The organism is Sinomicrobium kalidii, assembly GCF_021183825.1.
Taxonomy (GTDB): Bacteria; Bacteroidota; Bacteroidia; order Flavobacteriales; family Flavobacteriaceae; genus Sinomicrobium; species Sinomicrobium kalidii.
Window position 1 is genome coordinate 3,116,147 of sequence record NZ_CP089211.1, and the last position, 22,005, is coordinate 3,138,151.

Sequence of the window (22,005 nt, forward strand, 5' to 3'; positions counted from 1 at the left end):
TCAATTTAAATTAAAATCAGACAAAATGACCAATCAATTAAACTGTATTTACGGATTGAGAAACCGGAAGGTTTTTTTAACGTTATTGCTCCTGGTCTTTGTTTTCGGAGCCCGGGCCCAGACTATAAGCGTGTCGGGTACGGTCTCTGACGAACAGGGGCCGCTACCGGGAGTTAGTGTCCTGGTAAAGGGTACCGCCAATGGTGTTGGAACCGATTTCGACGGAAATTATACCCTGAATAACGTACCGGCCGATGCCACACTGCGGTTCACTTATATCGGGTACGAACCCCGTGAAATTGTGGTAAACGGTCAGACTACGATCAACGCCACATTGACGGAAGACACCGAGCAACTGGAAGAAGTCGTAGTGGTGGGCTACGGTACCCAGCGGAAAGAAGCCGTAACGGGTTCGGTGGTTTCGGTGAGCGGGGATGAGATGCGCGAAGTAGCATCACCCAATATCTCACAGGCTTTGCAGGGACGTATGCCGGGTGTGGAGATATCGCAAACATCGTCTCAGCCGGGGGCTACCATGCAAATACGCATTCGCGGTACACGCTCGCTCACGGCCAGTAATGATCCCCTGGTAGTGCTTAACGGGATCCCTTTTACGGGGTCTATCGGCGATATCAATCCGGAAGATATTGAGAGTATCGATATCCTGAAGGATGCTTCGGCAACCGCTATTTACGGTTCCCGGGGTGCCAACGGCGTTATTCTGGTGACTACCAAGAAGGGCTATAAAGGACAGGAAGCAAAAATAAGCTATAACGGCTATTTTGGTACGAGAAGTATTTTTGCAAGGTACCCGATGATGAACGGGCCCGAATTTGTTGCACTGCGTGAGGCCGCAGGCCAGTTTGAAAACGGGGCCGATGAATCTGACGATGTCAATACCGATTGGCAGGACCTGCTATACCGCACCGGGATAGTGACAAGTCACGACGTTAGTGTCAGGGGCGGAAGCGAAAAAGGGAGTTACAACTTCGGTCTGGGCTATTACCACGATGAAGGGGTGATTCCCACACAACAGTACAACCGTATTTCATTACGTGCTACTATCGACCAGGAAATAGGCGAACATTTCCGGATAGGCCTGAATTCAAATACCAATTATAATGTTACCGAAGGCTCCCAGGTGGGGTTGTACGGCATCCTGAGCATGTCGCCTATTGCCAACCCGTATAACGATGATGGCAGTTGGAAGCGGACCGTACAGATGCCACTGGACGAGGCATGGGTGTATTCCCGGGATATCCTGGGAAGACTGGAAGACAGATGGCTTAGCGAGACCAGGTCGTTTGCCACATACAATGCCATTTACGGCGAATTGAAGATCCCGTGGGTGGAAGGATTAAAGTACCGTGTCAACCTCGGTTTGGATTATCGCCAGAGTAATGGTGGGGCCTATACGGGCGAAGGGGTCAACAGTTCGAATCCCGAGACTCCGTCAACGGCTTCCGTAAGCAATTCCCATACGCATCACTGGATTGTTGAAAACCTGCTTACCTACGACCGTACATTTGCGGAAAAGCACAATATAAATGTAACGGCCCTGTATTCCGCCGAACAGAATAAGTTTACCAGGTCGCGCATGGCGGCAAGGGATATTCCGGCCGAACAATTCCAGTTCTACAACCTGGGACATGCCGACGGGGAGATCACCATAGACCCGGACGACCAGATCTATGAACTCTGGGGATTGATGTCCTGGATGGGGCGTGTTATGTACTCCTATGACGACCGGTATATGCTGTCGGCCACTGTGCGATCTGACGGTTCATCAAGGCTTGCTCCGGGACATAAGTGGCACACTTATCCTGCAATATCAGCCGGATGGAATATCGGCAAGGAATCGTTTATGGATGATGTATCCTTCGTAAACATGCTGAAACTACGTGCGGGCTATGGACAAACGTCCAACCAGGCCATTTCTCCCTATGCCACTCTCGGGCGGCTGGATACCAGACCATACAACTTCGGTGATGACGATTATGCTACCGGGTATTATGTGTCTGAACTTCCCAATGCCGATCTGGGATGGGAATACTCCGAGACCTGGAATTACGGACTGGACTTTTCCCTGTTGGACAACCGCCTGTCCGGTAGTCTGGAATACTATGTGACCAATACCAAAGACATTCTGCTTGGCGTGGGACTGCCTCCAACTTCGGGGGTGGAAAGTTACACGGCCAATATAGGAGAAACTCAGAACAAGGGACTGGAACTTTCGCTCAATGGGTTGATACTGGACAATCCCGATGGCTGGACCTGGGAAGCCGGGATCAACATATACGGTAACCGGAACAAACTGGTAGCGCTTTCTTCGGGACAGGAGAGGGACGAAGGAAACTGGTGGTTTGTAGACCATCCCATTAATGTGATCTACGATTACGAATATACCGGTCTCTGGCAGGAAGACGACCCTTACCTGGATATCCTGGAGCCCGGCGGGAACGTAGGGATGATCAAGGTAAAATATACCGGCGATTATAACGAGGACGGCACCCCCGTAAGAGCCATCGGGCCCGATGACCGGCAAATCCTGGACCTGCAACCCGATTTTCAGGGTGGGTTCAATACGCGGGTAGCTTATAAAGGATTTGACCTCAATCTTGTGGGAGCCTTTAAAAGCGGAGGTATTCTCATCAGTACCCTTCATTCTTCTTCCGGTTATCTCAATATGCTGAGCGGACGGAGAAATAACGTAAAAGTAGATTACTGGACGCCCGACAATACCGGTGCCAGATACCCGAAACCGGGCGGTATAGCCAGCGGGGACAATCCCAAATACGGCAGTACCCTGGGATATTTTGATGCTTCATACCTGAAGGTACGTACCATAACACTGGGATATAATTTTGACGGTGCGGACTGGATGGAAAAAGCCGGAATGAGCAGATTGCGGGTTTACGCTTCCGTGCAGAATCCCTTGGTATTGTTTTCACCTTTCCACAGGGAAACAGGAATGGACCCCGAAACGAATTCATATGCCGACGAAAACGCGGCGGTGACCAATACCTATCCGAGTCGCTTGCTGACCATAGGTACGAATTCGCCTGCAACGCGCAATTATATGTTGGGTCTTAATGTAACATTCTAAAAATACAATTATGAAAAACATAGGTATAAAAGCACTTATGGGAACAGTTTTAACGCTGTTATTCCTTACGTCGTGCTCAGATATTCTGGATGAAGAACCGCGCAGTATTTATGAACCGGGCTTCTTCGAGACCGAAACGGGAATTTACGGGGGTATAACATCCATGTATGCACACCTGAGGTACATCTACGGCCAGGCCTACTATTACAATACCTGTCTTACGGGGACCGATGAAGTGACATACGCCCAGAGTGCGGACCAGAACTTTAAGGTGATGGATATCAGCGGTCAGGGAGAAATTACCTCCACAAGCAGCCGGGCCAATGTATTATGGGAAGTTGCATTTTCCAATATCAATACGGCAAGTGGAGTCATCGAAAACGCGACCGAACTGGGTATTTCGGATGCTCTTATTGCCGAAGCCAGGTTTTTCCGCGCGTTCGATTACTTTATGCTGGTACAGACATTTGGTGGCGTACCTTTGGATCTTGGTGCGGGAGAACTGGCATTTAATGACAATCCTTCAAGGAGTTCCGAACGCAATACCGTACCCGAAGTTTATGCCCGGGCGATATTTCCCGATCTGCTCACGGCAATCAATGATTTGCCGGATGCGGGCCGGGTTACCGGTGGTGCCACCAAAACACTTGCACGCCTTTACCTGGCAAAAGCTTACCTTACATACGGATGGTGGCTTCAAAACCCTAATAACATTCCTACCTACCCGGAAACCGACCGGACCGACCCCGATGGGCACGATCCCCAATGGTATTTTCAACAGGCCTATGATATAGCCATGGAAGCCATTAATAATCCCGGTCCTTTTGGCTTAGAGGAAACCTTTTATGACGTAAGCTGGGCACCAAACGACCGAAATGATGAGGTTTTATTGTATGCCGACCATACGGAAACAAGTGAATTTTATAACGGGGGAAGCCTTACCTATGGTAGTGGCAGTGCCCCGGATAATTTTGCAGGGTGGATGATGACGTGGAACTATACGGTGATCAACAGCAGCGCATCCGCTACGGAATGGGATGCCGTAAGTTCCGTTCAGCGGGAAGCGGAGCAGCATCTGGGACGCCCGTGGACACGTATGTGCCCTACGATCGGGGCTATTACAAACACTTTTGCCGACAAGACCAGTGATTCCCGCTACGATGGCACTTTTACCACCGTCTACCGCGGAAACTGGGATAAAGCCGGTATCAGCGGTTCCCTGTACAATGCTAATTTTATGGAAGTCAATCCCGGTGACGCCATACTCACTTTCCTGGATGAAGAGCCGGAAGAGACTATTGATTACCCGGATGACGCGGGGAATAGTAATATGGGAGCAGGTGTGTTGCCGGGAAGACCTGATTTTGTGATATCCCCTGAAGGTATCAGCCGGATTGCGTATCCCGGGTTGTGGAAGCTCGGGCCGTACCGTACCGACAATGGTGACGGACTGGGGCAGCCCAATGCCGGAAGCACCCGACCTTTTAATATCGCTAAATTCTCCGAACTTTATTTTATTGCCGCCGAAGCAGCCATAAAAGGAGCCTCGGGAACGCGAAGTGCGAGAGACCTTATCAATGTTATACGTGCCCGTGCCGGAGTATGGCGCTGGGACAATAACGGGAACGAGGAAAAAACGGAAGACCACAGCGCGGATATGGTAAATGCCACACCCGCCACTATAGATATTAACTATATTTTGGCCGAACGTTCACGTGAATATTACGGCGAGGGTTACCGCTGGTACGACCTGGTGCGTACACAGAAGTGGGAGGAACTTGCCCGTACCTACCGGATAGGAGGGAGCAATTATGGCGACCATACACCCCAGACAGTGACGCGAAATATTGAGCCATATCACTATTTACGCCCCATACCGCAGGGCCAGCTCGATGCCATGGAAGGTGACACCGGGAATTATCAAAACCCCGGATATGATTAAGAGGAGTTAATCTGTATATGATCTTGAGAATTGGCCGTTCCCTGCCTTGGGACGGCCGGTTTTTCGTATGAATGATAATTAATGCCTCTTTTCCTGTGCCGATGTTTTTGGTGGAGCAACTATGAGAATGAGTCCTCTCAGTGTAAAATAAAATGTTTTTATTATAAAGCAGGATGGTTTTAAGGGTGACAGGTAATTGCTTAGTAATTATGATCAGTTGCGGATTAGTAGGCCGTGGTAGTATTACAAGATGTTATTTTGTCATAAAAACAGGGTTGTATTTACGTACTTGAAAAAATATGTGGGTGTCTTTTCGGTAATGTTGTTTATTTTAACAAAAAACACGACACAACCGATTGCGTTAATGAGATATTTGTGTATATTTACAACATATGTTCTTTTTGACTATAAGATAAACCAAACCAGAATGTACCACATCACAGAGGTATACTGTACTAAAAGCCAACCAGGAATGCACTTCAAGTATAAACAAGACTATTTTCCAGGATTATGGTGTATTCACCTCTTCCCGGCCTTTCTGTAATCGAATTCGGAAAACAGCCGGAGAAGGTGACCGTGTAGTACGGTAAAGATCCCCGAAGTAATGAAGAACCGTACCTGTAAAATATATTTTTCAGCAATTCCCCCTTCGAAGGCTTATTCCTTTACCCCTTTTGGTATGGGAATGAAGGGGGAATTCATGTTTATGTATGCATTTATAAACTTTTAGAATGGATAACCAAAAAAATGAAGTATAAATTTTTTTCTCTTTTTGCTGATCATGTCGTTTCAGGCGATGCTGTATGCCCAGCGGGATATTCCCAACCTACAAAAACAGGGAAGCAATGCCCGCCTTATGGTGGAAGGAAAGCCATTTCTTAAGAACGGAGGACTGGTCATTCAGACCGCTCCGGATGAGTTTATGGTGACCGGGCCCCACCTTTTTATCCAATGACAAAACATTGCCCCGGGCAGGTATTGCAAGGATTGACGAAGGACATTACGAAAACGGGGAATGGAAGCCCGGAAGAAGAATGAACGGCGACCAGAGCCACCAGGGAAGGCGCTTGCGCATCCCGATGGGACGGTATGGCATTCAGAAAGTAAAATTATATCGGCACAAATGAAAACAGCTTGAGAATTCAACCCCATGAAAACAACGGTAAAAACGATATGTAATTTTATCCTGATCGCAGTAATAAGTTGCAGCAATTCGGAACGTCAGGGAGGTATTACAGGAAGTTCCGCAAACAGAGATAATCAGGAAACGGAAATCACCTATGTTCCTGGAATGTCATTGTGCAAAGCAGCATCTTATCCGGTAGGAGTAGCCGTATCTGCTGAAAAGTTGGGGGATTCCCGTTACGCCGGGGTAGTCCGCAGGGAATTTAACAGCGTTACGGCCGAAAACCAGATGAAAATGGCTTATATATCCGTGGCTCCCGGCAAATACGATTGGGAACGTGCCGATGCCATTGTAGCCTATGCCGAAAAAAACAATACCAGGGTACACGGACATGCTCTGCTCTGGCATGAATCCCTCCCGCCCTGGGTGGAAAATTTTGAAGGGACCGATGAAGAATTTGAAGCCGAAATCAAAACCTACATTCAGGCCGTAGTAGAACATTTTAAGGGAAAAGTAGCATCATGGGACGTGGTCAACGAAGCGATCGAAGAAGACGGGAGCTGGCGAAACACTGTTTTTCTGCAACACATGGGAGAAGATTATGTGGCCAGGTGTTTCCGGTGGGCCCGGGAAGCCGATCCCGGTGTGTTGTTGTTCTACAACGATTTTAATCTTTCGTCCAACCCGGTCAAGGCACAGGCTGCGGCCGATATGCTAAAGGGTTTTCTTCCCGTAGATGGTGTAGGGATGCAGATGCATATTCAGGTAGAGACCCCGGCCATTTCGAAAATAGCCGATGCCGTAAACATTTTTACAGAAATGGGGCTGATCGTCCATTTTTCCGAGATCGATACACGGCTGAACGCAGATGACAAACTGACTGAACTCACCTATGAAGCCGCTCTTGCCCAGGAAAACAGGCTCGGGGAAATCGTAGATATGTACAATACCATCCCGGAAAGCCAGCAATACGGTATTACCTTCTGGGGACTACGCGATAACGAAAGCTGGTTGCTCTCCCGTTACGGAACCGACTGGCCGTTACTGTTTACCGAAACATACGAATACAAGATTGCCCACCGTGGCGTAATAAGAGCGTTTGAATAAAAAGAACAGCATGAAAGATTCTAAAACCACCAAAATAAAATACGCAGGGAATATTCTCGTGAAATTTATCCTGACCCTTTATTGTTGTATCCTTATGGGTGGCAGTACGGTTTATGCACAATCGTATGTGTCCGGCGAAAAAGGAACCGACAGGTTCCCTCTCGTAAATAATAGTGCCGCGCCCGTATACCTGGGAACAGAAGAATACAAGGGAGTGGTGAAGGCCGCCGAAGGCCTTCGTGAAGATATTGGCAGGGTAACCGGAAAATTACCGGAAATAAAACAGGGGAAAACGGAACTACCGTTCGTCGTGGTACTGGCAGGGACATTGGGAAACCACCCGCTAATAGACCAGCTGGTGGACGAAGGCAAACTGAAAGTCAGCGGTATTGCCGGAAAATGGGAGACTTTTGTTACCGAGGTCATAGATCATCCCTTTGAAGGGGTGGAACAGGCCCTGGTGATTGCGGGAAGTGACAAACGCGGGACAATTTACGGCATTTACGACCTTTCCGAACAGATCGGTGTATCGCCCTGGTACTGGTGGGCCGATGTTCCTGTAAAGGAAAAGGAGGCCCTGTACGTTTTAAAAGGGCAGCATAGCCAGGGTACCCCGGCCGTCAAATACCGTGGTATTTTTATCAATGACGAAGCCCCGGCACTCTCGGGCTGGGTACATGAAAAATTCGGAGGCTTCAATCACCGGTTTTATGAAAAAGTATTTGAACTGATTCTGCGGCTGAAAGGCAATTTCCTGTGGCCGGCCATGTGGGGAAGGGCCTTTTATGACGATGACCCTCTAAACGCTGCCCTGGCCGACGAATACGGGGTGGTTGTCAGTACTTCCCATCACGAACCCCTGATGCGGGCACATGTAGAGTGGAGCAGGTATGGCGAAGGCGACTGGAATTACCAGACCAACAAGCAAAAATTACAGGAATTCTGGAAAAAGGGCATGGAACGCATGGGGACAAACGAAAGCATTGTTACCCTGGGGATGCGGGGCGACGGCGATGAACCCATGAGTAATGACAGCAATATCGCCCTGCTCGAAAGGATCATCAAAGACCAGCGCGGGATCATCCGGGAAGTGACCGGAAAGCCCGAACAGGAAACCCCGCAGGTATGGACGCTGTACAAGGAAGTCCAGGAATATTACGATAAGGGAATGCGTGTCCCGGACGACATAACATTGTTACTGTGTGACGATAACTGGGGCAATGTAAGGAAACTGCCCGAATTCGGTACAGAACCCCGAAAAGGCGGTTACGGCATGTACTATCACTTCGATTATGTGGGTGGCCCTAGAAATTACAAATGGCTCAATACCAATCCCCTGCCCAGGATATGGGAACAGATGCACCTCACTTACCGTCACGGTGTAGACAGGATATGGGTTGTAAACGTAGGCGATATCAAACCTATGGAACTGCCTGTTTCCTTTTTCCTCGACTATGCGTGGTCTCCCGGCAGGTGGCCTGCGGAAAGGATACGGGAATATGTGGTTAAATGGAGTGAAAAACAGTTCGGTTCCGAATACGCCACGGAAATTGCCGATTTACTGTCCCTTTATACCAAGTACAACAGCAGGCGGAAGCCTGAGTTACTGGATGCGGATACGTACAGCGTAACGCATTACCGGGAAGCCGAAAGGGTAGTAGAGGATTACAATAAACTGGAGGAACGCGCCGATGCCATTTATAAAAAACTCCCCGACGAATACAGGGACGCCTTTTACCAGTTGGTCGCTTTCCCCGTAAAAGCCTGTGCCAACCTGAACGAATTGTACCTGACCGTGGCCAAAAACCGCCTTTATGCGGGCCAGGGACGGGCAGCGACCAATAAGCTTGCGGAAAAAGCAAGGATGCTCTATAAAAGGGACGCCGACCTGACGACCTATTATCACGATACCCTTGCCGATGGAAAGTGGAACCACATGATGAGCCAGACCCATATTGGTTATACCTACTGGCAGCAACCGGAAGAACAAAGCATGCCCGACGTAAAGGAAATAGATATACCCGAAACACCATCTCTCGGGGTAGCCATTGAAGGCTCGTCCGAATGGTGGCCTCATTCCGGGGAAAAGCCCGTACTCTCCGAAATAAGCCCATACCAGACGGGCCGGAGATATTTAGAACTGTTTAACCGCGGTTCGGGCAGTCTTTCCTACGAGATAGATGCTCCGGTTTCCTGGTTGATAATCTCAGAAACCCGTGGAAATATCCGGGATGAAAAGAGAATATGGATAGATGCAGACTGGAGCAATGCTCCAGATGAAAATACAGAGGTTCCTGTAACCATACGTTCTGGCCGGGATGAGGTTACGGTCTATGTAAAAGTGCAACCCTTTGCCGGGCAGGATGTAGAAGGTTTTGTGGAACAAAACGGATATATTTCCATAGAAGCCCCTCATTTCTCCGGTAAAAAAGAACTGAGCGGAACGGAATATAAAGTGATCCCTGATCTGGGCCGTACCGGGTCGGCAGTCACACTATTCCCGGTTACTGTGAATAGTGATGTGTTGCAAAATGAAGCACACTATCTGGAATATGAGATTTACCTGGACACTCCCGGGGAAATAAAAGTACACATCCTGACTTCGCCCACACTCAATTATGAAAATTCGCCTGAAGGTAAGCGGATGACTGTTTCCATTGATGGTAAAAGCCCGGAAACCGTTTATATACACAAAGGTGAAAACGGGAAGCTATGGGAAAAATGGGTAGCCCATAATATAAATGAACAGCTAAGTGTACACAAGGTGGATAAACCGGGCGTGCATCACCTCAGAATACGTATGCTGGACCCCGGTATCGTATTGCAGAAGATCATTATCGATGCGGGAGGCTTAAAACCCAGTTACCTGGGACCGGAAGAAAGTATGTATAGAACCAGGGCAAACAAAAACAAATAATATGAATTACACGATCAGATGCTGTCTTTTCTTTTTGGTATGGCAATGCCTGTACCTACCTGCTTTTGCACAGGAGGGCACCTATCGGAATCCGGTGCTGCCTGGGTTTTACCCTGACCCGTCGGTATGCCGGGTGGGGGAAGATTACTATCTCGTAACGTCCACTTTTTCGTATTTTCCGGGGATTCCGCTATTCCACAGCAAAGACCTAGTGCACTGGAATCAACTCGGACACGTGCTCGACAGGCCGGAACAACTTCCCCTGGAAGACCTGGGAGTGTCCCGGGGCATTTTTGCTCCCGCCATCAGCTATAACGAAGGGTATTTTTACGTAACGACCACCCTGGTAGGAAAAGGCGGGAATTTTATTGTACGGACAACCGATCCCTCCGGCTCCTGGAGTGATCCGTACTGGCTGCCCGAAATAAAAGGTATTGACCCGTCACTGTTTTTTGATGACGACGGGAAGTGTTACATTGTTTACAATAGTGATGCCCCGGACAATAAACCGGTATATGAGGGGCATCGCACCATACGGATAAACGAAATAGACCCGGAAAGCCTGAAAGTGATTGGCGACAATACCATACTGGTCAACGGCGGGGTGAAATTCGAAGATCATCCCGTATGGATAGAAGGGCCTCATATCTTTAAACACAACGGTTACTACTACCTGATAGCTGCCGAAGGAGGCACCGGGCCAAATCATTCTGAGGTGGTGTTCCGGAGTAGCAACGTACAGGGCCCCTATGCACCGTATAAGGACAATCCTATACTCACCCAACGCGATTTGCCTGCGGACAGGGAAGCGCCCGTATCGGCCACCGGTCATGCCCAGATCATCGAAACACAGCACGGGGAGTGGTGGGCCACATTCCTGGCCACGAGACCCTATGATATGAAAGATTCCTACAATACGGGAAGGGAGACCTTTCTCGCCCCGGTAAAATGGGAAAACGGCTGGCCTGTCATAAATCCGGATTTCGATGAGGTGCAATACAGCTATCCGAAACCCGATTTGCCCGCCTTTGGGGCAACGGATTTCCCGAAAAACGGTGATTTTGCCCTGAAAGATGATTTTGATAGTCCCGATTTGCCGGACTATTGGATGTTTCTTCGGACACCTTCCGAAAAATGGTATGAACAGGGCAATGGAACACTGCGTATAAAACTGCGGCCCGTTGAAGCCACCGGAAAGAAAAATCCTTCCTTCCTGGCCAGGAGACAGCAGCATATCAAGGGAAGTGTGGAAACCGAGATGTCCTTCGTTCCGCAGAATGAAAATGAACTGGCAGGGATCATAGCCTTTCAGAATGAAGCCCATCATTATGTGTTTGCAAAAGGAATGTCGGAGAACGGCAGTAATATGCTTAAATTGCTGAAGGCTGCGGCAGATGGTACGTATGAATTGTTAAAGGAGACCGATATAAAGGAGGGCGACCGCGATAAAAATATCCGTCTGAGGATTACATTTGATAAAGGACAATACCGTTTTTATTATGCGTTGGCCGATAAGGATTGGAAATTGTTTAATAAAGTAGACGGCACATAGCTGAGTACCCGGGAAGCCGGAGGTTTTGTAGGCGTTATGTTGGGGCCTTATACCACATCGGGCAATGAAGAATCCGACAATACAGCCGAATATAATTGGTTCCTTTACAAAGGAAACGACCAATAACCATATTGCTGTAGAGACGCACGGCCTGCGTCTCGATCAGGGGCCGTGCGTCTCAATCAGGATCGGACGCCGTACGTTTCTATTAGGTGTTTAATTTCCGGAAAATAACAACAGACAATAACCAATAACAACAAAAACCATATCAAAAAAAGAAACATGAAAAAATACAGTTTAATAAAAACAGGTACTGTAATCCTTACAGGCCTGTTAACCGTTTCCTGTGGACAGGGAAACAAAAAGAAACAGGACGAACAAAAAACCGCAACGGTACAGGAGCAAAAACAGGAAACGGAAACAAAATTCCTGAACCCGCCGCTGGTAGAGGATATTTATACGGCCGACCCTTCGGCACATGTTTTTGATGATAAAATATATATTTATCCGTCCCACGACGTTGATGCCGGGACCGAAGAAGACGATTTCGGCGGGCATTTCGATATGCGCGACTATCACGTGTTTTCCATGGATTCCATGGGCGGCGAAGTCACCGATCACGGTGTTGCCCTCAGTGTGGAAGACGTTCCCTGGGCCGAAAAACAAATGTGGGCACCGGATGCGGCGTATAAAGATGGCAGGTATTACCTTTATTTTCCCGCCAAAGACAAGGAAGGGATCTTCCGTATAGGCGTGGCTGTTTCCGATTCGCCCGAAGGACCGTTCAAGGCGGAGAAGGACCCCATAAAAGGAAGCCTGAGTATAGACCCGGCCGTGTTTAAGAACGATGACGGGAAGTACTACATGTACCTGGGGGGAATTTGGGGCGGACAACTCCAGAACTGGCGTACCGGGAAATACAACAATACGGCAAAAACCCCGTATGACAACGAACCGGCTGATGACGAACCCGCGATAAGTCCGAGGGTAGCGCGTTTAAGCGATGACATGCTGCAGTTTGATGAAGAACTGAAGAAAATAAAGATCGTAGACGGTGAGGGGAATCCCATTCCGGCGGGAGATCACAAGAGACGGTTTTTTGAAGCCGCCTGGATGCACAAGTACAACGGTAAATATTACTTTTCATATTCTACCGGGGATACCCATTTTATTGCCTATGCCATTGGCGATAGTCCCTACGGGCCCTTTGTATACCAGGGGAACATATTGAACCCCGTTCAGGGATGGACCAATCACCATTCCATTGTGGAAGTGGATGGAGAGTGGTACCTGTTTTACCACGATACCCAGTTGTCCGGACAAACGCATCTGCGGAATATAAAAGTAACAAAACTGGAACACCGAGAAGACGGTACCATAGCCCCCATAAGTACCATTAAAGAATAGTTATTTAATAGTTGGTGTGTTTTTAGTGCCTCAGTGCCTTCCGGTATTTTTTACGACTGTGGAGGCGCAGGTCACAAAGCGTTCTGTACAATTTACGGCAGAACAAAAACGACCCGGTAAATTTCATCAGGAAACTTGCCGGGTCGTGCTATTGTTTATGGATTCACGCAATTAGGCTATACTTCGTTATTCATCGCATATACGAGTCCCTGTTCGAGTCCGCGGATTTCTGCCAGTCCCTTCAGACGGCCTATCAGGGAATATCCGGAGTAGTGTTCCCTTCCTTCTTCCAGGGTGAAAAGCGCCCCGTGGTCCGGTCGCATGGGGAGGGCGGTATTTCTTTTGTTCATCAATTGAAGTATCCTGAAAACAATGGTTTCCATCGGTGCATCACCTCCCAGATGTTCTGCTTCTTTAAAAACGCCTTTTCGTTCTTTGGCTACACTGCGGAGATGAAGAAAATGTACACGGTCCCCGTGCTTTTCGAGGATGTTTACCAGATCGTTGTCCGGATTGGCGCCTAAAGAACCTGTGCAGTAACACAACCCGTTAGCATTGACGGGAACGGCCTTTAGAATGGCACTGATATCTTCTTCCGAACAGACAATACGTGGCAGCCCGAGTACGGAAAATGGCGGATCGTCCGGGTGAATGGCGAGTTTGAGTCCCAGTTCTTCCGCTACGGGGGCTACTTCATTCAGGAAATAATAAAGGTTTTCCCGGAGTTTGGTGTCGTCTATCCCCTCATACTGTTTCAAGAGGTCAAGGACTTTTTGCGTAGTGAAATTTTCTTTACTGCCCGGCAATCCCAGGAGTACCGTACGGAAGAGGGCCTGTTTTTCTTCCTCTGAAAGTTGCCTTCCATAGGCTTTGGCTTTTTCCTTTTCTTCTGCGGAATAATCGTTTTCCGCACCGGGCCTCTCGAGCAGAAAGAGATCGAAATACACAAAGGCATCCTTTTCGAACCGCAGCGTTTTGGTGCCGTCCGGATTGACGAATAGCGTGTTGGTCCGGACCCAGTCCAGTACGGGCATAAAGTTATAGGTGATAACCTTGAGTCCGCAGGCGGCGATATTTTCCAGGCTTTTTTTGTAATTTTCTATATAAACTTCGTAATTGCCGTTTTTCCGTTTGATATCTTCGTGTACCGGAAGGCTTTCGATTACGGTCCATTCCAGTCCGAGTCTGTGTATGACGGTCTGTCGTTCCTTTATGGCAGCAACGGTCCAGACATCCCCTACGGGAATTTCATGCAATGCGGTGACGATACCGCTCACTCCTGCCTGCTTGATTTCTTCGAGGCTTACACCGTCATGCGGTCCGTACCATCGCATGGTTTGCTGCATTCGTATCATGATGTATTTTATGGTTTGAGTTTTTTGTTTCAGGTTCAAAATTTAATTCAGCCCAAAGTTCCGGTTTTATTTTTTTGCCTGGCGCGAGTCTCCAGACTCGTGCCCCGCATTATCAAAATAAAAAATGACCTTTTAAAACCCTATACTGTTCCCCCCGTCAACCGGAAGTATAGTCCCTGTGGTAAATTTGGATTCCGAAGTGGCATAATAAAAAACTGCGTCGGCAATGTCTGAAGGCTCTCCGAGTTTGCCCATCGGTGTCCGGCCCAGCACCTTGTTTTTCCGTTCCGGATCGTTATCCAGTGCTTTGGAGGACATTTTGGTTTTTATAAAGCCGGGCGCCACACAGTTTACCCGGATACCATACTGGGCAAGTTCCACGGCCATGGCGCGGGTCATGCCTTCTATGGCGCTTTTACTGGCAGAATAGGCAATTACTTTCGGAATACCGTATTGTGAAGTCATGGAGCTGATGTTGATAATGCTTCCGCCACCATGCCCCTTCATTACTTTTACGACTTCCCGGCTCACGGCGAAAACGCTGAATACATTGGTATGGATAATGGATTGGAACTCCTCGTCGGTTACCTCCGTAAATTCCTTTTTCATGTTAATTCCTGCATTGTTTACCAATATGTCGATGGGCGATTCTTTGGCAATATTCTCAATAAATCCGGGGATACCTTCCAGGTTGTTGAGGTCGAAGATCACGGGAATGGCCAGATCCCCGATCTCTTTACAGGCATTCTCCGTTTTTTCCGGGTTTCTTCCAACGATATAGGTTTTAATACCGTTATCACATAGTTTTTTTGCCGTGGCATAGCCCAGGCCCGAGTTTGCTCCGGTAACAACTGCCGTTTTAGTCATATTTCCAATGATTTTTTATGTTAAATTGCAATATCCGACTGGCTCCCAGACAATACGGGGGTTCTGAATATAATACCGTGTATATTTTCGGATTCCGGTAAGGATATAGGGTGTAAAATAAGCGAAAAAAAGTCCATTTTCAAAATATTTGGTGCAATCGGTTGCGTTTTTTCGGATGGCAGCCGGAATCCTAACAATTTTCCTATTTTCGAAAGTGGATGCAACATGAGTTGAGGGGAGGTATGGTTCGGCTCACCAAAAGGAGTGTTTTTTCTCCACTGCCCAGCTATCGTTATTTGGTCACTTCAGTTCAACTGTGCCGGTATTTTTCAATCTGTGAGGCTTCCTTACTTTCGTAAAAAATTGGTATATATCAAGTTATATTTTTTTCCGGTCCGAAGAATCCCTTATGAGCAGTTCCGTCGGGAGGACTGTGATCTCCGTGATCGTACTGTCGTAATCTTCTTTGGCATGTTGCAGGATACGTTGTGCAGATAGTTCCCCCATTTTTATGGCGGGATGCGTGATAGTAGACAGCCCCGGTTCCACGATAGACGCAATAGGGTCGTTATTAAAACCGATAATAGCCAGTTCTTCCGGGATTTTCACTCCTCTTTTTTTAGCGTGAAGAATGGCACTCACGGCGGCGGTATCGTTAGCAGAAAATATACCGTCCGGCGGTTCGGGAAGGTCCAGCAGTTTGCGTGTAACCTTTTCTCCTTCTTCGAAGCTCAGGGTCTTGAAGCCGATAATGAGTTTGTCGTCCAAGGGAATGTTATGATCTTTCATGGCATCCATATACCCCTTTTTACGTTCCCGGTATACATTCCGGTGCTGCGCCCCGGCAAAGTGGGCTATACGTTTGCACCCTTGTTCGATTAGGTGCTGCGTGGCCTTGTAGCCTGCAGCATAGTTGTCGATAATAACCTTGTGCACATCCAGTTCGTCCGGAACCCGGTCTACGAACACGATGGGAATCCCCTGGTCCATAAACTGCTGCAGGTGGTCCAGCTTGCGGGTTTCCATGGAGAGAGATACGATTAGGCCACTGATCCTGCTGTTGTATTGCGTTTGCGCATTGACAACCTCGTTCTCATACTTGTCGTTAGACTGGCTTATGATCACATTGTAGCCCGATTTTCTGGCGTATTCCTCGATGCCGCTTATCAGCGAAGAAATGAATGGCCTGTTGATACGCGATATCATAATTCCTATGGTCTTACTCCTGTTGTTTCGCAGGCTTGCGGCCAGGGAGTTCGGGTGATAACCCATTTCCTTGGCTGCCTTCTTGATGGCCCCGATCGTCTTTTTGCTGATGCTTTCGTGATCGTTCAGGGCCCGTGATATTGTGGAAGGGGAATACTTGAGCTTTTTTGCAATATCGTATATGGTAATTTCCTTTTTTGCTTTCATCGTTGTCATTTAATTATCGGGGCGGACCGCTAACCGGTATCAACGGGTTTCCGTGAGGAGTTGGCAGGGAAGAAGGGATTTTAAAGTCGTCAAATATACGGAATTACGCGAAACTTTTGATAAACGACAACAGAAAGCGAAAATAGATTGCGAATTGCATGATGATTAAGGCAATACCCTGAGGAAAAACGGATGTAGTTCTGATCCGGTTGCCATATGTTCAATTAATTTCCCGGAAAAATGTATATTTGGATCACAACCGATTGCAATTATTATTTTGGGTAAAAAATTTGTTAGATTAAAAGTTATGGTTATTTTTACCATATCTTATGGTTTTATGTACTATAAGATGTTTTTTCTTCATGAAAAGTATGCGATGAATAGGAATAATATAAGTAATAAACCTGTATGCCATGTACTGGATAGGATATGATGTGGGAAGTTCTTCCGTAAAGGCTTCCCTCGTCAGGGCGGGGAGTGGAAAAGTAGTGGGGGTGACCCAACAACCCGATAAGGAAATGCCCATAACCTCCCTGGAACCCGGCTGGGGAGAACAAGATCCGGAGATGTGGTGGGACAATTTGTGCAAAGCCACTGCAAAATTGATACAACAAACCAAAACGGATCCGAAAAATATTAAAGGAATAGGCATATCTTACCAGATGCACGGCCTGGTGATTGTGGATAAAGAACACAATGTACTCCGGGACTCCATAATATGGTGCGACAGCCGGGCGGTAGATACGGGTAACACACTGATGCGACAGGTCGGGGAAGGTAAATGCCTGGAGCACTTGCTCAACGGTCCCGGAAATTTTACCCTGTCCAAGTTAAAATGGGTCAGGGACAATGAACCGGAAGTCTATAAAAAAGGCTATAAATTCCTGCTTCCCGGAGACTATATCGCATTAAAACTTACAGGAAAATGCACAACAACACCTTCCGGGTTATCGGAAGGCATCGTATGGGATTTTAAAGAGGATACCCCCGCGTTATGGCTGCTGGAAGAAGCGGGAATAGATAAGGCGCTGCTGCCCGATATCGTACCCACCTTTTCCGAACAGGGAGAACTTACCGAAGAGGCCTCGGAGGAACTCGGCCTGAAAAAGGGAACTCCCCTGCTCTACAGGGCAGGAGATCAACCTAACAATGCGTTGTCCCTTAATGTGTTCAACCCCGGGGAAATTGCCGCTACCGGCGGAACTTCCGGTGTGGTATATGCGGTGAGCAATTCCACACAAACTGCCGAGGGGACCCGGATCAATAATTTTGCCCATGTCAATCACAGTCCCGGAGCCCCGAGAATAGGCAAACTGCTGAATATTAACGGTGCGGGGATACTGTATCGCTGGATGAAAGAACAGGTGGCCGGAGGAACACTCTCCTATAACGAAATGAATGAGATGGCAGCAACAGTCCCGGTAGGTGCCGAGGGGTTACGTATATTACCTTTTGGCAATGGTGCCGAAAGGATGCTGGGAAATATAAACATGGGGGCGGGGATATCAAACCTCAATTTCAACATACACCGGAAAGAACACCTCTATCGCGCTGCCCTGGAAGGTATAGCCTTTTCTTTTGTATACGGAATCGGCATCCTTGAAAATGACGGGGTGGAACTCACAACCATCAAGGCCGGGGGCGACAACCTGTTCCGGTCTGAACTTTTTTCCCGTACCATAGCAACATTAACAGGCCGGGAGATCGCTATTGTCGATACTACCGGGGCTGTAGGTGCGGCAAGGGCGGCCGGATATAGCCATGGTGATTTTAAGACGTTTGGCGATGCCTTTTCCGGGGATGAATACATCACCACCTATACACCGCTTAAAGAAAAAGAAGCTTACGGGGAAGCCTATGCATCATGGAAAACGGAACTTATGAAAGCGCAGGAATGAGTTCCCTTGTTGAACAGGATATAAATAAAACCGGAATAAACCTTACTAACATCTGATATCAAAGTATAACATTATTTAACGCGTAGAAAAAATGATAACACTCGGAGAGAAAGAATATTTTAAAGGAGTAGGAAAAATAAAGTTTGAAGGTCCTTCTTCCAGAAATCCGCTCGCATTCAAATATTATGACGAGAACAAACTGGTAGGGGGCAAGACCATGAAAGAACACTTTAAGTTTGCCGTGGCCTACTGGCATACCTTTACAGGTACCGGGGGAGACCCTTTCGGGATACCTACCAAAAAATTCCCGTGGATGAGCAGTGCGGATGCAAGGCAACAGGCCAAAGACAAAATGGATGCCGCCTTTGAATTTATAACAAAGCTGGGAACACCTTATTACTGTTTCCACGATTTTGACCTGATCGATGAGGGAAACACGCTTGCCGAATCCGAAAAGCGGTTACAATTCATATCGGACTATGCACTGGAAAAACAGAAAGAATCGGGCGTAAAACTGCTGTGGGGAACGGCCAACTGCTTCAGTCACCCGAAATACATGAACGGTGCCGTTACCAATCCCGATTTTAACATCCTTGCCCAGGCGGGTGCGCAGGTAAAGAATGCACTGGATGTTACCATAAAGCTCGGAGGTGAAAATTACGTGTTCTGGGGAGGAAGAGAAGGTTATATGTCCCTGCTCAATACCGATATGAAACGCGAACAGGAACACTTTGCCACCTTCCTGCACATGGCAAAAGATTATGCGAGAAAACAGGGGTTCAGGGGCACTTTCTTTATAGAGCCGAAACCCATGGAGCCCACCAAACATCAATACGATTTTGATGCGGCAACCGTATTGGGCTTTCTCACCAAATACGATCTTCTGGACGATTTTAAACTGAATGTAGAGGTTAACCACGCCACCTTGGCACAGCATACTTTTGAACACGAATTACAGGTGGCGGCCGACAACAACCTGCTGGGCAGTATTGATGCCAATCGCGGAGACTACCAGAACGGCTGGGATACCGACCAGTTCCCGGTAGACGTATTTGAACTGGCCCAGGCCATGCTGGTGATTTTGCAAGCCGGAGGATTCCAGGGCGGAGGTGTTAACTTCGATGCCAAGACCAGGCGGAATTCCACCGACCTCGAAGATATTTTTTATGCTCATATCGGTGGTATGGATGCATTTGCCCGGGCACTTGTAGCAGCACATCATATTCTGGAAGATTCCGACTATCTGGCGTTGCGGAAGGAACGGTACGGTTCTTTCGATTCCGGGGAAGGAAAGGCTTTTGCCGAGGGAAAATCCACTTTTGAAGACCTGTACAAATATGCCGAAGCGCATCAGGACATAGAATTAAAGAGTGGAAGACAGGAATATTTTGAGAATCTCATCAATCAATATATTTAAGTTTGCCGGGTTATATTTATAATTTCTATATAATTCTTTGTGCAATCTTTGTAAGTCTCCGTGTAATAACACTATAAATACAGGCCATTACACAGAGGACCACAAAGTCAGGACTTTTATAAAATGGCTGTTCAGTGTATAAAGCATATGAATTATATGGTTATGATGATCCGAGAATGATATGGAATCTATATGTATAACTCAATAAGTTTGTATATCCGATCCGGGCTGCCTCTATTCCTGTAGCCCGGTACAACTAACCCAAAAACGGAATTATGGAACAACTGGACTGGATTGTCATAGGACTGTACTTCGTCCTTCTCCTGGGCATTGCTGCCTGGGTTATGAGCAAAAAACAAAAAGATACCCAGGATTACTTCCTCGCGGGAAGGAATATAGGATGGTTTATTGTAGGGGCGTCTATTTTTGCGTCGAATATAGGTTCGGAACACCTCGTAGGCTTGGCCGGGGCAGGTGCCGATAGCGGAATGCCACTGGCACATTACGAACTCCACGCCTGGATCGTATTGCTTCTGGGCTGGGTATTCCTTCCGTTCTATGCCAGGAGCGGGGTGTTCACCATGCCCGAATTCCTGGAACGGAGGTATAGCCCCAAGGCGCGGTGGTTCCTGTCCATTCTTTCCCTGGTAGGATATATCCTCACCAAGGTTTCGGTTTCCATTTATGCAGGCGGGATCGTATTTCAGTCCTTACTGGGTATTGACTTCTGGACCGGGGCAATCCTGACCCTGGTCATTACAGGTATTTATACCGTAGTAGGAGGGATGAGTGCGGTGGTGTACACAGAAGCACTGCAAACCTTTATTCTGATAGGTGGCGCACTGGCCGTTACCTTCATCGGGCTCAATCACGAAGCTATTGGCGGATGGTCCGGCCTTAGAGAAATTGTAGGCAACGAACACTTCAATATGTGGCGCCCGGCAAGTGACCCCAGGTATCCCTGGACGGGGATGGTATTCGGCGGAGCTATTGTTGGAATATGGTATTGGTGTACCGATCAGTATATCGTGCAGCGCGTATTGACCGCCAAAAATGTAAAGGAAGGCCGGAGAGGAGCTATCTGGGGAGGTTTCTTAAAAATACTTCCCGTTTTTCTCTTTCTGGTTCCAGGTATGGTGGCCTTTGCCCTGAGCAAACAAGGGGTGCTGCACTATAACGATGCCAATGAAGTGCTGCCCACAATGGTCAAGACCCTGCTCCCGTCCGGGATAAGGGGATTGGTGGCGGCAGGGCTTCTGGCTGCATTGATGAGTTCGCTGGCATCGGTATTCAATTCGTGTTCTACCCTGTTTACCATTGATATTTACAAAAAGATAAGGCCGGGCGAAAGTGAAAAGAGACTGCTGCGTATAGGAAAAATAGCAACTGCGGTGATCGTGGTACTGGGCTTTGCGTGGATACCTGTCATGAAAAACGCGCCCGGTACGCTGTATGATTACCTGCAATCCGTACAGTCCTACATAGCGCCGCCCATCACGGCTGTGTTCCTCCTCGGGATACTTTCCAAAAGGATCAATGCCAGGGGAGCCCTGACCACATTGTATGTCGGATTCGGCATCGGACTTTTCCGGTTGATACTGGATACCATTGTTACGTTTAATCCCGGTCATGAATTTACGGGAATACTGGGCGATATCATTGCCATACCGTTCTCCCACTTTGCCATTGTCATATTTGTGATCTCCCTTTGTATACTTGTAGGCGTAAGCCTTTCTTCGGCCAAACCCTCGGCCAAACAGGTGGAGGGACTGGCATTGGGTACTTTGACAGAAGAACAAAAAGCCGATGTTAAAAACAGTTATTCCTGGGTGGATATTGTTTCTTCAGGGCTGATAGTAGTGATCATCACGGCGATTATGCTGTATTTTACAGGGTGA

At 47.8% G+C, this 22,005-nt stretch carries 14 protein-coding genes and 1 pseudogene; 11 read left to right on the forward strand and 4 right to left on the reverse strand.

Features of this window, described 5'->3' with window-relative positions:
- Window positions 1-25: 25 nt before the first annotated feature.
- The 8 genes and pseudogenes from LS482_RS12465 to LS482_RS12500 all read left to right on the forward strand — a co-directional run bounded on the left by LS482_RS12465 (window position 26) and on the right by LS482_RS12500 (window position 13,157).
- Entirely contained in the window at window positions 26-3,106 is a 3,081-nt protein-coding gene (locus LS482_RS12465; RefSeq protein ID WP_233027852.1) for a SusC/RagA family TonB-linked outer membrane protein, read from the forward strand.
- Between the two features lie 10 nt (window positions 3,107-3,116).
- On the forward strand, window positions 3,117-5,048 hold the full coding sequence (locus LS482_RS12470; protein ID WP_233027853.1) for a RagB/SusD family nutrient uptake outer membrane protein: 1,932 nt from the start codon (window positions 3,117-3,119) through the stop codon (window positions 5,046-5,048).
- A gap of 781 nt (window positions 5,049-5,829) precedes the next feature.
- Window positions 5,830-6,003 carry a hypothetical protein gene (locus LS482_RS12475; RefSeq protein ID WP_233027854.1) on the forward strand — a complete coding sequence of 58 codons (174 nt, stop codon included), beginning with the start codon at window positions 5,830-5,832 and terminating at the stop codon, window positions 6,001-6,003.
- A 7-nt stretch (window positions 6,004-6,010) separates the two neighbouring features.
- Complete coding sequence (locus LS482_RS12480) at window positions 6,011-6,175, forward strand: DUF5597 domain-containing protein (RefSeq protein WP_233027855.1); 165 nt, start codon at window positions 6,011-6,013, stop codon at window positions 6,173-6,175.
- Between the two features lie 23 nt (window positions 6,176-6,198).
- Window positions 6,199-7,281, forward strand: a complete 1,083-nt coding sequence (locus LS482_RS12485) for an endo-1,4-beta-xylanase (RefSeq protein WP_233027856.1) — start codon at window positions 6,199-6,201, stop codon at window positions 7,279-7,281.
- 10 nt (window positions 7,282-7,291) lie between these two features.
- Window positions 7,292-10,198: a glycosyl hydrolase 115 family protein gene (locus LS482_RS12490; RefSeq protein WP_233027857.1), complete on the forward strand. Its 2,907-nt coding sequence runs from the start codon at window positions 7,292-7,294 to the stop codon at window positions 10,196-10,198.
- Window position 10,199: 1 nt separating this feature from the next.
- Window positions 10,200-11,876, forward strand: a pseudogene (locus LS482_RS12495) (glycoside hydrolase family 43 protein).
- Window positions 11,877-12,032: 156 nt separating this feature from the next.
- Window positions 12,033-13,157, forward strand: a complete 1,125-nt coding sequence (locus tag LS482_RS12500; protein WP_233027858.1) for a glycoside hydrolase family 43 protein — start codon at window positions 12,033-12,035, stop codon at window positions 13,155-13,157.
- 176 nt (window positions 13,158-13,333) lie between these two features.
- Here the strand turns inward: LS482_RS12500 and uxuA are convergent, their stop codons facing one another.
- The 4 genes from uxuA to LS482_RS12520 form a co-directional block, all read right to left on the reverse strand.
- Entirely contained in the window at window positions 13,334-14,503 is a 1,170-nt protein-coding gene (gene uxuA, locus LS482_RS12505; protein WP_233031822.1) for a mannonate dehydratase, read from the reverse strand.
- 141 nt (window positions 14,504-14,644) lie between these two features.
- Window positions 14,645-15,379, reverse strand: a complete 735-nt coding sequence (locus LS482_RS12510) for an SDR family NAD(P)-dependent oxidoreductase (RefSeq protein ID WP_233027859.1) — start codon at window positions 15,377-15,379, stop codon at window positions 14,645-14,647.
- Between the two features lie 378 nt (window positions 15,380-15,757).
- Window positions 15,758-16,792, reverse strand: coding sequence for a LacI family DNA-binding transcriptional regulator (locus LS482_RS12515; protein WP_233027860.1), 1,035 nt, complete (start codon window positions 16,790-16,792; stop codon window positions 15,758-15,760).
- Window positions 16,793-16,957: 165 nt separating this feature from the next.
- Complete coding sequence (locus tag LS482_RS12520; RefSeq protein ID WP_233027861.1) at window positions 16,958-17,116, reverse strand: hypothetical protein; 159 nt, start codon at window positions 17,114-17,116, stop codon at window positions 16,958-16,960.
- Between the two features lie 89 nt (window positions 17,117-17,205).
- On the opposite strand from LS482_RS12520, the gene LS482_RS12525 reads away from it, so the two are divergent.
- The 3 genes from LS482_RS12525 to LS482_RS12535 all read left to right on the forward strand — a co-directional run bounded on the left by LS482_RS12525 (window position 17,206) and on the right by LS482_RS12535 (window position 22,005).
- Window positions 17,206-18,690: a xylulokinase gene (locus LS482_RS12525; protein WP_233027862.1), complete on the forward strand. Its 1,485-nt coding sequence runs from the start codon at window positions 17,206-17,208 to the stop codon at window positions 18,688-18,690.
- 91 nt (window positions 18,691-18,781) lie between these two features.
- Window positions 18,782-20,107 (forward strand): xylose isomerase, encoded by a 1,326-nt coding sequence (gene xylA, locus LS482_RS12530; RefSeq protein ID WP_233027863.1) that lies wholly within the window; start codon window positions 18,782-18,784, stop codon window positions 20,105-20,107.
- Window positions 20,108-20,382: 275 nt separating this feature from the next.
- Window positions 20,383-22,005, forward strand: coding sequence for a sodium:solute symporter (locus LS482_RS12535; protein ID WP_233027864.1), 1,623 nt, complete (start codon window positions 20,383-20,385; stop codon window positions 22,003-22,005).